The 13,052-nt window shown below is 63.6% G+C and carries 13 protein-coding genes; 3 read left to right on the top strand and 10 right to left on the bottom strand.

Annotated elements, in window-relative coordinates; translation table 11 throughout:
* The 5 genes from EHO51_RS11505 to EHO51_RS11525 form a co-directional block, all read right to left on the bottom strand.
* A complete protein-coding gene (locus tag EHO51_RS11505; RefSeq protein WP_026223201.1) occupies positions 1–207 on the bottom strand; it encodes a DUF1737 domain-containing protein in 207 nt (68 codons plus the stop codon).
* A 64-nt stretch (positions 208–271) separates the two neighbouring features.
* Positions 272–1,198, bottom strand: coding sequence for a GTPase Era (gene era, locus EHO51_RS11510; protein WP_124739015.1), 927 nt, complete (start codon positions 1,196–1,198; stop codon positions 272–274).
* Positions 1,195–1,902, bottom strand: a complete 708-nt coding sequence (rnc, locus tag EHO51_RS11515) for a ribonuclease III (RefSeq protein WP_124739016.1) — start codon at positions 1,900–1,902, stop codon at positions 1,195–1,197. Before rnc ends, era begins: the two co-directional genes overlap by 4 nt.
* Before the next feature lie 19 nt (positions 1,903–1,921).
* Positions 1,922–2,692 (bottom strand): signal peptidase I, encoded by a 771-nt coding sequence (gene lepB / locus EHO51_RS11520; protein ID WP_029652039.1) that lies wholly within the window; start codon positions 2,690–2,692, stop codon positions 1,922–1,924.
* A 246-nt stretch (positions 2,693–2,938) separates the two neighbouring features.
* Positions 2,939–3,694 (bottom strand): pyridoxine 5'-phosphate synthase, encoded by a 756-nt coding sequence (locus EHO51_RS11525; protein WP_124739017.1) that lies wholly within the window; start codon positions 3,692–3,694, stop codon positions 2,939–2,941.
* Positions 3,695–3,805: 111 nt separating this feature from the next.
* On the opposite strand from EHO51_RS11525, the gene EHO51_RS11530 reads away from it, so the two are divergent.
* Positions 3,806–4,687: an AraC family transcriptional regulator gene (locus EHO51_RS11530; protein ID WP_124739018.1), complete on the top strand. Its 882-nt coding sequence runs from the start codon at positions 3,806–3,808 to the stop codon at positions 4,685–4,687.
* Positions 4,688–4,728: 41 nt separating this feature from the next.
* On the opposite strand, the gene EHO51_RS11535 is transcribed toward EHO51_RS11530, so the two are convergent.
* Together EHO51_RS11535 and rpoZ are read right to left on the bottom strand one after the other, a co-directional pair.
* Positions 4,729–6,936, bottom strand: a complete 2,208-nt coding sequence (locus EHO51_RS11535; protein ID WP_018409710.1) for a RelA/SpoT family protein — start codon at positions 6,934–6,936, stop codon at positions 4,729–4,731.
* A 231-nt stretch (positions 6,937–7,167) separates the two neighbouring features.
* Positions 7,168–7,554, bottom strand: a complete 387-nt coding sequence (rpoZ, locus tag EHO51_RS11540) for a DNA-directed RNA polymerase subunit omega (protein WP_018409711.1) — start codon at positions 7,552–7,554, stop codon at positions 7,168–7,170.
* A 390-nt stretch (positions 7,555–7,944) separates the two neighbouring features.
* Between rpoZ and EHO51_RS11545 the strand changes: the two genes are divergently transcribed.
* A complete protein-coding gene (locus tag EHO51_RS11545; protein WP_018409712.1) occupies positions 7,945–8,556 on the top strand; it encodes an NYN domain-containing protein in 612 nt (203 codons plus the stop codon).
* 66 nt (positions 8,557–8,622) lie between these two features.
* On the opposite strand, the gene smpB is transcribed toward EHO51_RS11545, so the two are convergent.
* On the bottom strand, positions 8,623–9,099 hold the full coding sequence (gene smpB, locus EHO51_RS11550; protein WP_124739019.1) for an SsrA-binding protein SmpB: 477 nt from the start codon (positions 9,097–9,099) through the stop codon (positions 8,623–8,625).
* A gap of 49 nt (positions 9,100–9,148) precedes the next feature.
* A complete protein-coding gene (gene dapA, locus EHO51_RS11555; RefSeq protein WP_109026585.1) occupies positions 9,149–10,042 on the bottom strand; it encodes a 4-hydroxy-tetrahydrodipicolinate synthase in 894 nt (297 codons plus the stop codon).
* A 218-nt stretch (positions 10,043–10,260) separates the two neighbouring features.
* Between dapA and EHO51_RS21240 the strand changes: the two genes are divergently transcribed.
* A complete protein-coding gene (locus EHO51_RS21240) occupies positions 10,261–12,513 on the top strand; it encodes a lytic transglycosylase domain-containing protein (protein WP_124739020.1) in 2,253 nt (750 codons plus the stop codon).
* A 1-nt stretch (position 12,514) separates the two neighbouring features.
* Here EHO51_RS21240 and EHO51_RS11565 read toward each other — a convergent pair whose 3' ends face one another.
* Complete coding sequence (locus EHO51_RS11565; protein ID WP_051080429.1) at positions 12,515–12,907, bottom strand: SH3 domain-containing protein; 393 nt, start codon at positions 12,905–12,907, stop codon at positions 12,515–12,517.
* Positions 12,908–13,052: the final 145 nt, after the last annotated feature.

The following is a 13,052-nucleotide window of genomic DNA, read 5'->3' on the forward strand; positions in this document are numbered from 1 at the left end:
TCACACTTCGGAAAGCTTCATATCCGGCCTGTAATCTAAGCCTTCGACATCCTTGATCAAAGCCTGGCCGCAAATCACCCGGTTTTGGGTCGGGTCGAAGGTGAGCGACGGCGATCCGTGGAGTCGCCAGCCTAGGCTCAACGCTTCCGTGACGCGATGGCAAAACGCCGCGTCGTCCGGCCCGGTGAGAAAACGATAGGCGGTCATCGCCTTGCGTTCGTTCGACATTCGATTCTCCAGCGCCGCGCGAATCACCCGATCTTGGCCGCTATTATTTGCCCTTGGGGAAATCCAGGCGCATCTCGCGATAGCGCTCCGGGTCGTCGGCCCAATTTTCCCGGACCTTCACGAACAGGAAGAGATGCACCGGCTGTTCGGCGGCCTCGGCGATCTCGCGGCGCGCCGCCTGACCGATGGCCTTGATGGTTCGCCCGCCTTCGCCGATGACGATCTTCTTCTGGCTGTCGCGCGCGACAAAAATCGTCTGCTCGATGCGCGCCGAGCCGTCCTTCTGATTGGTCCAGGAGTCCGTCTCGACAGTCGACTGATAGGGCAATTCGTCGTGCAGCCGCTCATAGATCTGCTCGCGGGTGATTTCCGCGGCGAGCAGCCGCAGCGGCGCGTCCGAGAGCTGATCCTCGGGATAGAGCCAGGGCGATGGCCCCATGCGCTGCGCGAGCGCCTGACGCAGATCGCCGACGCCGTCGCCTTTCAGCGCCGAGATCATGAAAGTTTCGTCGAACTTCTCGCGCGCGTTGAGCGTTTGCGCCAGCGCCAGCAGCCTTTCGCGGGGAATGAGATCGATCTTGTTCAGGACGAGGAGCTTGGGCGCCTTGGCATGCTGAAGCTGCGTCAGTATCGCGTCCACTTCTTCGTCGATCCCCTTGCGGGAGTCGATGAGCAGCGCAATCACGTCGGCGTCGGCCGCGCCGGAGAGCGCGCTCGCGACCATGGCGCGATCGAGCCGCCGCTTGGGCTTGAAGATGCCTGGCGTGTCGACCAGGATGATCTGCGCCGCGCCCTCGATGGCGATGCCGCGAATAAGCGCCCGCGTCGTCTGCGCCTTGCGCGACACGATCGAGACCTTGGCGCCGACGAGTTGATTAAGCAGCGTCGACTTGCCGGCGTTGGGCGCGCCGACCAGCGCCGCGAAGCCGCAGCGCGTGTCCTCTCGCGCCAATTCGTCGTCGCCGCTCATGTGTCGCCCTTCCCTGTGGCCGCGTCCTCGCGGGCCAGAAACGCCGCCGCCGCGGCCTGTTCCGCGACCCGTTTCGAGGCGCCCGATCCGGGCGCCGCCGCAAATCCCTGCACCTCTACGACGACCTCGAAGAAGGGCGCGTGGTCCGGTCCGCTGCGGGCGACGAGCCGGTAGCGGGGCGTCGCAAGGCCGCGCGCCTGAGCCCATTCCTGCAAGGCGGTCTTCGCGTCGCGCAAATCCTGGCCGCTCGCCGCCATACGGTCGCTGAACGCCTTGCGAACGATATGTTCGGCCGCAGCGGCGCCCCCGTCGAGAAAGGCTGCGCCGATGATCGCTTCGCAAATATCGCCGAGCAAGGCGCGTTTGCCGCGTCCGCCGGTCTGGGCCTCGCCCTCGCCGAGCCGCATCGCGGCGCCAACGCCCCAGACTTCGGCGACCTCGGCGCAGGTCTCCTTGCGCACCAGCGCCGCGAGGCGGCGCGATAGTTCGCCTTCGCTCTCGTTTGGAAAGGCGTCATAGAGCATGTGCGCCACGGCGAGGCCGAGCACGCGGTCGCCTAAAAACTCCAGCCGCTCGTAAGAATCGCGCCGGGCCGGGGACGCGCTGACATGCGTCAGCGCGCGGCCGAGCAGCGCCGGATCGGCGAAGTCATGTCCGATACGCGCTTGTAGATCAGCGAGCCCCGCGTCGCGGCTGCGCGTCATGTCACGCCTGTGCGTCCGATCAATGAACGGGCCGGAACAGCCGGTCCCACCGCACGGACCATGGCCAGCGCCAGAAAGCGAGCGCCGATTCGTCCTTCCTGACCGAGAAGAAGATGATCTCGGCGCGGCCCACGAGATTGACGAAGGGCACGAAGCCGACGCCGCCAAGCTCTGGCGCGATGCGCGAATCGGTGGAGTTGTCGCGATTATCACCCATCATGAAATAGTGATCGGGCGGCACCACGAACAGCTCGGTGTTGTCGTTGATGCCGTGATCGCCCTCGATTTCGATGATCGTATGTTCGACCGCGGGATGATCGCCGTTGCCCGGGAGCGTTTCCTCGTAGGTCGTCACGGGGACTTCGCGGCCTTCGCGGTTCTCCGTCACTTCCTTTTCGAGCGGGGTGCGGGGCACGATGACGCCATTGATATAGAGCCGGCCGTCGATGACCTGGATGCGGTCGCCGGGTAGGCCAATGACGCGCTTGATATAGTCGGTCTCATTGTCCCGCGGCAGCTTGAAGACGATGACGTCGCCGCGGTTGGGGGGCGAAGCCAGAATGCGGCCGGAGAAAATGTCGGGGCCGAAGGGCATCGAGTAATTCGAATAGCCGTAGGCGTATTTCGACACGAAAACATAATCGCCGATCAGCAGCGTCGGGATCATCGAGCCCGAAGGAATATTGAACGGCTGAAAGAGCAGCGTGCGAATGACAAGCGCGATCGCCAGCGCCTGAAGGATGACCTTGATGGTTTCGAGAACCCCGCCCTCTTCGCGTTTTTCAGCCACCGGAACGTTCCTGCTCAAGCCGACTCACTCCTTATGCATTGGGGCGGCGTCGGCCCGCCCGGCCGCCCGGCTTAACACGCTAAAGCTTCCATGAGAACCTTCGCCCGAGCCAAAGAATAGTCCCCGGCCGGCGTCAAATGGATGACCGCCCGCCACCTTAGCGCGCTCCGCCGGCGCGTCTTCGCCCGATCGGGATTAACGCTAACGCCGCGCCTGCGCTTGCGATGGTTGCGCCGCGCCTTGGCCCTAGAAGGCTTGCGCCCGGCCCCGCTCCATCGCCTCCCGCATCCGCCGGATCGCCTCCGCGAGCCCGACGAATATCGCCTCGCCGACGAGAAAATGGCCGATGTTGAGTTCGACGATCTGCGGCAAGGCGCTCACGCGGCGCGCCGTCTCATAATCGAGGCCGTGGCCGGCGTGAATTTCGAGCCCGAGGGCGGCGCCATAGGCGGCGGCTTCGGCGACCCGCGCGAATTCCGCCTCGGCCCGGCCCATGTCCCCGACCTCGACGGCGTGGCACCAGGCGCCCGTATGGAGCTCGACGACAGGCGCCTTGACCGACACGGCGGCGTCAATCGCCTCCGCCGACGGCTCGATGAACAGCGACACGCGCACGCCTTCCCGCGTCAGCTGATCGACGTAAGGCAGCAGGTAGTCGTGCTGGCCGACGACGTCGAGGCCGCCCTCGGTCGTGCGCTCGGTGCGCTTTTCCGGCACGAGGCAGACGGCGTGCGGCGCCGTCGCGACGGCGATGTCGAGCATCTGCTCGGTCGCCGCCATTTCGAAATTGAGCGGCTTTGAAATCGCCGCCTTCAGCCGCGCCATGTCCGCGTCGTTGATGTGACGGCGGTCTTCGCGCAGATGCGCGGTGACTCCGTCGGCGCCGGCCTCGATGGCGAGCAGCGCGGCGCGAACAGGGTCGGGCCGCGGACCGCCGCGCGCATTGCGGACGGTCGCGACATGATCGACGTTAACGCCAAGGCGAAGGGGCGGCGAGGTCATTGCGCTCTATAGCGCGCGGGCGGACGGTTTGTCATTGGGCGCGGGGCCGGAGCGGGCGCAAAGAGCAATTTCAGTCAGGAAGCCGGCCGTCGCGCTTGCTACGATGCAAACATGGAGACCAAGACAAGGCGGAAGGAACCTGACTATGGGCGACGCATCAATCGCGTGCTGGATTACATCGACAAGCATCTCGACGACGAACTTACCATCGACGTGCTGAGCGACGTCGCGAACTTTTCAAAATTCCACTTCCATCGGCAATTTTCCCAGAACTGCGGGATTAGCCTCTCACGCTACATCCAATTCATGAGGCTCAAGAGAGCCTCTTATCGACTGGCGTTCAATCCGACCGCGCCGATCATCGACGTCGCTTTGGATTCGGGGTTCGAAAATCCTGAATCCTTTTCCCGGGCCTTCAAAGCCGCGTTCGGCCAGACGCCCAGCGTGTTTCGCAAGAAGCCGGACTGGGCGTCATGGAGCGCGCGATCTCGAATAAGCCTCCCACCCATCGAAAGGACCGAAGACATGGACGTAAAGATCATTGACGTCGAACCCGTATTGGTCGCGGCGCTCGAACATCGCGGCGCACCGGCGCTGCTCAACGATTCAGTGCAGCGCTTCATCGCCTGGCGAAAATCGTCCGGGCTTTCTACGGTCAGCGAATGCGAGACCTACGGCGTGCCCTATAACGACCCCAATACGACGCCGCCCGAGGAGTTCCGCTTCGATATTTGCGGATCGGCGCCGGCGCCGGTTGCCGCCAATGAACACGGCGTCGTCACCAAGACGATCCCCGGCGGGCGCTGCGCCATGACCATCCATACCGGATCTCGCGATCGGATCGACGAGAGCGTTTACGCGCTCTATCGCGATTGGCTGCCGGAATCGGGAGAGGAATTACGGGATTTCCCGGTCTATTTCCACTATCTGAACCTAGATCACGACACGCCCGAACACCGCCATTTGACCGAGATCTATCTGCCGCTGAAATAGAGTGGGGTCGCGGACCCGCCGCGCGGCTTGGCGGCGGCACCTCACCCAATCATCCGCTCGACCTTGCTCACCAAAGCGCTCGCGCGCAGCCGCGTGACGACGCCGTTCAAATGTTTCAGATCGGCGACCTCGAGATCGAAGGTCATTTCGCGGAAATCCGGCGAATGCGCCTTGAAGCTGATGTTGTCGATATTGGCGCCGGTCTCGCCGATGAGCGTCGCCAGCGCGCCGAGCGAACCGGGCTCGTTAAGCGCCGTCACGACGATGCGAACGGGAAACAGCGCCGAAGAGCCGGCTTCGATATCCCAGCGCACGTCGAGCCAGCGTTCGGGCTGGTCGTCGAAGGCGGTCAGCGACGGCGACTGGATCGGATAGATGGTGATGCCTTCGCCCGGCGTGAAAATGCCGACGATCCGGTCGCCCGGCACGGCGCCGCCGTCGGGCGCGAAACGCACCGGCGCGTCGCCGCGCAGCCCGCGAATCGGAATCGCGCCGCTGCCCTCTTTCGCGCCGGGCGCTTTGAAGACCACATTGGCGTTCGCCTTGACGCCGAACCAGCCCGGCTCCCCAGGACCGATGGCGGTGGGCGCGGCTTTACGCTCTTCGCTGAAATCCGGATAGACCGCTTTGACGACGTCGCCCGAATAGATTTCGCCGCGCCCCACGGCGGCGAGCGCGTCCTCGACCGACGGCCGCGCGAGCCTGGTCAGCGCCGCCTTCAGTTTCTCTTCGCTCCAGACGCGGCCGGCGCGCTCGAAGGCGCGTTCGACGATCTGGCGGCCGAGCCCGGCATATTGTTGGCGCACCGCGTCGCGCGTCGCGCGCCGGATCGCGGCGCGCGCCTTGCCGGTCGCCACCGCGCCCTCCCAGGCGGCCGGCGGAACATGCCCCTCGGCGCGGATGATCTCCACCTCGTCGCCGTTTTTCAGCTGCGACAACACCGGGCCGACGCGTCCGTTGATCTTCGCGCCAACGGCTGAATCGCCGAGCTTCGTGTGCACGGCGTAGGCGAAATCGATCGGCGTCGCGCCGCGCGGCAGCGCGATCAGTCCGCCCTTCGGCGTGAAGCAGAACACCTGATCTTGAAACAGTTCGAGGCGCGTATGCTCGAGAAATTCCTCGGGATTGTCGCCATGCGCGAGGAGATCGAGCGTTTCCTGCAGCCAGCGGAAGGCGCGGCTTTCCTTGGCGAGTTGCTCGCGGCCATGCGCGCCGACCGCATCCTTGTAGAGCGCGTGCGCGGCGATGCCGAAGCGCGCGATCTCATGCATTTCAGCGGTGCGGATCTGAAGTTCGACGCGCTGGTGGCCAGGACCGATCACCGTCGTATGGATCGAACGATAGTCGTTCTGTTTCGGCGTCGAGATGTAATCCTTGAAGCGGCCGGGGACGTTGGGCCACTTGGTATGCACGACGCCGAGCGCACGATAGCAATCCTCCACCGCGCCGACGATGATCCGAAAGCCGAAGATGTCGGACAGCTGCTCGAAGGAGATCGACTTGCGCTCCATCTTGCGCCACACCGAAAAGGTCGTCTTCTGGCGTCCGGTGACCGCCGCGGTGATGCCGCGCGCCTCAAACTCCTTGGTGAGTTCGTCCTCGATGCGCTTGATGATGCGACCGTTCTTCGCGCGCAGATCATGCAGTCGCTGCTCGATGGTCTGATGCGCTTCCGGCATCAAATGCCGAAAGGCGAGACCCTCGAGCTCCTCGCGCAGGCGCTGCATGCCCATGCGGCCGGCGAGCGGCGCATAGATGTCGAGCGTCTCCTGAGCGATGCGCGCGCGCTTCTCCTGCGGGACGAAATGCAGCGTGCGCATATTGTGCAGGCGGTCGGCGAGTTTGACGAGCAGCACGCGCACGTCTTCGGCGACGGCGAGCAGCAATTTGCGGAAGTTCTCGCCCTGCCGCGCCTGCTTGGTGACGAGATCGAGCTTTTCGATCTTGGTCAGGCCCTCGACGAGTTTGCCGATCTGTTCGCCAAACAGCCGGTCGATTTCTTCGCGCGTCGCGTCGGTGTCTTCGAGCGTGTCGTGCAGAACGGCCGCGACGATCGTCGCGTCGTCGAGCTTCAGATCGGTGAGGATCGCCGCGACTTCGAGCGGGTGGGAAAAATAAGGGTCGCCGGAGGCGCGGGTTTGCGCTCCGTGCGCCTTCATCGCGTAGACATAGGCCCGGTTTAGCAAATCCTCGTCGACGCGCGGGTTATACTTCCGCACGCGTTCGACAAGCTCGTACTGACGCATCATGCGCGTGGCGCCAATGACCGGTTATGCGCCGACCCGGTCGCCGCCCAAGCGTAAATTCCACGCAAAAGGCAAGCGAGCGGCGCCGGAGCGGCGAGTGTGTTGCGCGAGGATAGCGCACGCCGGCCGCCATGACCAATGACCAACGGCGACGATGCGCGAATGCGCAGCTCTGGCAGGAGACGTCGCGGCGGAGACGTGTCGCGAACGCCCCGCCAGCGGGATCAGGCGAACCTACTCCGCTTCGTCCTCGACCTCTGCGGGCGGCACAAGCCCTTCGAGACCACGCAGCAGGTCTTCTTCCGTCATCCGGTCGAATGGACCCTCGACTTCGAGTTCGCCGGCGACCGCAGGGGTCAAGGCCGGCGCCGCTTCGGCCTCCGGCTCGTCGACTTCGACGTGATGCTGCAGCGAGTGGATGAAATCCTCGGAAAGGTCTTCCGGCGCGAGCGCCGATTCTGCGATCTCGCGCAGGGCGACCACAGGATTTTTGTCGCGGTCGCGATCGACGAGGATCGGCTGACCAGACGAGATGTTTCGCGCCCGATGCGCCGCGAGAAGGACAAGGTCGAAGCGATTTTCGATCTTGTCGACGCAATCTTCGACAGTAACGCGCGCCATCTGCTGTCAAGCTCCATTCGGTTCGGGAGTAGCGCTGATACGCCAATTAGGAAAATTAGGCAATAATCTCGTGGCTCTAGACGCGCGGGCGGTTTTTTTTGACGCTGCAGATCGGATTTTTTCTAGAAAATGCCCAATCATCGCCCCGTAAAAAAACGCAGTTCCTCTTGACGCTGTGACATGGAGAGGCGATGTATTTGCTAGAGACGCGTGCGGCGCTTTTCAAAGATGGCTGTGAATAGCCGGCGAATGCAGCGAGAACGGCGCAGTCGCTCTTTTGTTAATTTAGGCGCCGGACATTGAAACGATTGAGCGAAACGCCGAACTGCGGGTTGATGGCGTTAGCCGGCGCCGCCCGCGTTTAACACCTTAACCGACCGTGAGACTAAGATGGCAGATATCGAACGAACTGCGTTGTTCATTGACGGCGCGAACTTGTACGCGACCGCGAAATCGCTTGGATTCGATATTGATTATAAGCGCTTGCTCCGTGAATTCCAGGGCAAGGGCCGTCTGATCCGCGCGTTCTACTACACCGCTCTGATCGAGGACCAAGAGTATTCGTCGATCCGTCCTCTGATCGACTGGCTGGACTACAACGGCTATGCGGTCGTGACCAAGCCGACCAAGGAGTTCGTCGATTCGCTCGGCCGCCGCAAAGTTAAAGGCAATATGGACATTGAGCTCGCGGTCGACGCCATGGAAATGGCCGGCCATATCGACCACATGGTCCTGTTCTCCGGCGACGGCGACTTCCGGTCTCTGGTGGAGGCCGTGCAGCGCCGCGGCGTGCGGGTTTCGGTCATTTCGACGATCACCACCCAGCCGCCGATGATCGCCGACGAATTGCGCCGGCAGGCCGACGAATTCATCGATCTTATCCATCTTGTCGGCAAGATCGGCCGCGATCCGGGCGAGCGCGCAGAGCGCATGCAGCGGTATCAGGAGCGTCCTCGTCCCGCGCCGCAAGCGGCTCACGCCGAAGAAGAAGAAGGCGAGTGACGCCAGCGTCCGGAGCCAAAGGTTCGGCGTCTCGATGTCGGGGCGCCGAATTTTTGTAGGTCGGGGTCAGCCGCGCGCGCGCAACAGCCGGCCTTTTTCGCGGCTCCAGTCGCGCTTCTTTTCGACTTCACGTTTATCGTGCAGCTTCTTGCCCTTTCCGAGGGCGATTTGCAGCTTGGCCCTGCCCCTGGCGTTGAAATAGAGCTTCAGCGGCACGATCGTCATGCCTTCGCGCTCGATAGCCTGCGAGAGCTTGGCGATCTCCCGCGACTTGAGCAGCAGTTTGCGCGGCCGCTTCGGCGGATGGTTGAAGCGATTGCCGGCGAGATATTCGGGAATGTTGGCGTTGACCAGCCATGCCTCGCCTTGCCGATCGACATGGGCGTAGCTTTCGGCGATCGTCGCCTTGCCCGTGCGCAGCGACTTCACCTCGGTGCCCGTCAGCGCCAGCCCCGCTTCGAAAATTTCGCCGATTTCATAATTGTAGCGCGCCTTGCGGTTATCGGCGACGACCTTGAAATTCGGATCCGGCTTTGCGGCCACTGATTTTCCTCAAAGCGTCTCGATGAAGGAGAGACGCGAATCTGGCGCCTTAGGCGGGGAGCACGCCGGCGTGGATCATCGCCGCGCGTATGCGATCCTTAGTGGGTTGCGTGCAGGGCACCAGAGGAAGACGCACCTCTTCTTCAGCCTTGCCCAGAAGCGACAGCCCGTATTTTGCGCCAGTGACGCCGGCCTCAATAAAGGTCGCGACATGCAGCGGCGTCAGCCTGTCCTGAATCTCCAGCGCCTTGGCGTAGTCGCCGGCAAGACAGGCGTTCTGCAGATCGGCGCAAAGCCGCGGCGCGATATTGGCGACGACCGAAATGCACCCATGCGCGCCCGCCGCCATGCAGGCGAGCGCCGTGAGATCGTCGCCCGAAAGCTGGATGAATTCCGGCCCCATCGCCGCGCGTTGCAACGAGATGCGGCCGATGTTGCCGGTCGCGTCCTTCACGCCGACGACATTCCTCAACTCGGCGCAGCGCTTCATGGTCTCGACGCTCATATCGATGACCGAGCGCGGCGGGATATTGTAGATGATGATGGGAATCGAGACTGCGTCGTTGATCGCCTTGAAGTGCAGATAAAGCCCTTCCTGGTTGGGCTTATTGTAATAGGGCGTGACGATGAGCAGACCATCTGCGCCCGCGCGCTCGGCATGGCCGGCGATGGCGATCGCCTCGCGGGTGTTGTTCGAGCCCGCGCCGGCGACGATCGGCACGCGCCCGCGCGCGGCGCGGATCGTCTCGGTGATGACGCGCCCATGCTCTTCATGGCTCAGCGTCGGGCTCTCCCCCGTGGTGCCGACGGGCACGAGGCCATGCGTTCCATTTTCGATCTGCCAATCGATCAGCGCGCGCAGGGCGTCATAGTCGACCTCTCCATGGGAAAACGGCGTGACCAGGGCCGTCATCGACCCATGAAAAATCGGCTTTCCACTCATAGAATCAATGCTTTCCCTACGCCTCAGAGCCGCCGTAATCGCGTCGCTAAGATTGAATGCCCTTCATAGCGGTTGGGCTGCGTCGAGGAAAGCCCCACGCTATAAAGCCTTACGCTATAATGGGAGACGACAAGAGGTCGAAGACAGCGGGCGCGCGAAGTTGACTCTTCGTAAACCAAATGAGCGCAGCTTTTTCACACCAGTAGGGAAACGCGGTGATGATGTTGCCTCGACGGGTCGCGACGCGGTTCAAACTGACAGTCGGCATCGCCGCCCTCGTGATCGCGGCGCCTGCTTTCACCGGCCTTGACCGTCTTGGCGACGGCGAGGCGAAGCGCAAAACCGCCTCGCGCTGGACGCCTTCGATCCCCTTCAGTCTCGGCGCCTGGCGCTCGCGGGTCGGTACCTTCCAGGAGACGGTGCATGAGTTCGTCGACCGCAAACGCGGCGACGATGAGGCGGCGCATCCTCTGGAAAACTCGCTTTTTGCCGCCGATGAAGGCGCGCTGCCGCCGGTCGTCGCCTATGCGCCCGCGCAGAACCGGCTCAACGTCGACGCGATGGCGCATTCCGCCGCCGCCCTGTTAGGAGACGACGCCGAGGTTTTCACCCAGGCGGTCGCCGCATACAGGTCCGGAGATTTCGCGCAAGGCGACGACGCCGCGTCGCGGCTCCATGCGCCGCTTGCCGAGGCCGCCGCGCGATGGACCGGCCTTCGGCTTCATGCCCACGAAGCGGGGTTCAGGCGCATCGCCGAATTCCTTGCTGCTCACCCGGATTGGCCCGCCGGCGACTGGTTGCGCCGTCGCGGCGAGCAGGCGCTCGTCGCCGAGCGCCACGCCGACAAGACTGTGCTCGCCTGGTTCGCGGAAAACAAGCCGCTCACCGGCTTTGGCAAATATGCCCTGGCGCGGGCGATCGCTCGCGAAGGCGATTTCGAATCGGCGGCGGCGCTGGCGCGCGACGCTTGGCGCAACGACGATATCGGACAGGGGTTCGACACGACCTTCAATAAGGAGCTCGGCGAGCTTCTGACGTCGGCCGATCACAAGTTCCGCGCCGATCGTCTGCTCTACGCCGGAAAGAATACGCTCGCGTTGCGCAGCGCCGAGCTCGCCGGCAAGGATGTCACGCTGCTCGCCCGCGCACGCATCTCCGGCGTCGATAAGCTGGCGGCTTCTTTGCCGGCGTCTGTGCAGAACGATCCCGGACTGCTTTACGGACGCGTGCACAAGCTGCGTAACGACAAGAAATTCCTTGAAGCGGGCGCGCTGCTGCGCAATGCGCCGCGCGACATCGAGAAGGTCGTCGACGGCGACGTTTGGTGGGAGGAGCGGCGCATCGTCGCCCGCAAGCTTCTCGACCAGGGAGATCCGCAGACCGCTTACACGCTTTGCGCGGATCACGCCGCCGCCAAGACCAGCAACAAGGTCGACGCCGAATTCAACGCCGGCTGGATCGCTCTGCGGTTCTTGAACGAACCGATCAAAGCCGAGCGCCATTTCACGCGGCTTGCGCAGGTCGCCGAGACTCCGCTGCAAAAGTCTCGCGCGTACTATTGGCTCGGACGCGCGGCGGAAGCCGCGCACGCCGAGGACGACTCCAAAGCGCGCAATTTCTATCTGCAGGCGGCGGCGCATTCCACGACCTTCTACGGGCAGCTCGCCAATTCCCGCCTCGGCGCCGACGAGCGACCGCTTCGCCCGCCGCCGGCGGCCGCCTCCGGCGACCGCCGAAGCGAAGCGGTTCGCGTTGCGGAGCTGCTGTTCTCCGTGGGCGAGAAGGAGGTCGCGGCGCCGCTTGCGCTCGACGGCGCAAAATATCTGCAGGACGAGACGCAGGTCGCGGCCCTCGGAGAGGTCATTGCGCGCCAGGGCGACGCGAAGCTCTCGCTCATTTACGGCAAGGCCGCCTCCTATAGGGGAATCGCGCTCGACGACGTCGCCTTCCCCGCCTATGGCGTTCCGGATTTCAACGCGCTTCCTGGCTCCGCGTCCCGTTCGATCGTCTTCGCCGTGGCACGCCAGGAAAGCGCCTTCGATCCCAAGGCCGTCTCCTCCGCCGGCGCCATGGGCCTGATGCAGATGATCGCCTCGACGGCGCGGCACACCGCCTTTATGCGCGGCGTCAGCTTCGACATGTCGCGGATGCTGAGCGACCCGCCCTTCAACGCCCAGCTCGGCGCGGCGCATCTCGGCATTCTGCTGGGCGAATATCGGGGCGCCTATCTCCTCACCTTCGCCGCCTACAACGCCGGCGGCGGTCGGGTGAAGCAATGGATCGACGCCTATGGCGACCCGCGCAAGCCCAATGTCGATCCGATCGACTGGGTCGAGCGGATTCCGATCACCGAAACGCGCAATTACGTGCAGCGGGTGATGGAGAATTTCGTCGTCTATCGGGCGAAGTTCGAGGATACGGGAACGCGGTCGCCGCAAGTCGAACTGGCGCGCGCCGGCGACAGCCTGTGATCTAGCAAGGAAAGCGGTTATGAGAACCGAGGAGTTCGCCCAGCGGCCAGCTGTGGCGCAGCTCCGTCAGCGGCTCGGCAAAATATTGATTGCTGCCCGAATAGGGATAGCCGAAATCGCAGCCGGACGTCTGGGTGACCCGAGACGACATGAACACAAGCTCTAGGGTCGCGACAAAAAAACGCTTCTTGTCGATGGCGATGCGCGTCCAGCTTGGATCGTCGCGCAAGATTTTGACTTCCGTCCCCGCCGGCGCGGTCGTGATCGCCGCATAATTCTCCTCTGGACCCGCGCGCAACACCGCCGGATAGGCGAGCGTCAGCTTTATCGCCGCCGCCTGCTGAGCGCAGGAGAGCGCGCCGAAAAGAACAAAGGCGAATAGCGACCGACGCATGCCGACTTCCCTGGTTTTGATGTGCGCTCGCGCAATCCCCAGACGCAGCGCCTAACCTAAAAGATATTCCCGCCGGCTCCAAATGGCGCCGGCCAAACAAGCGCATGGGACAGCGGCATGGACGAATCGTCGGCGCAGCGACAGG

This window comes from Methylocystis rosea (assembly GCF_003855495.1).
Lineage (GTDB): Bacteria > Pseudomonadota > Alphaproteobacteria > Rhizobiales > Beijerinckiaceae > Methylocystis > Methylocystis rosea_A.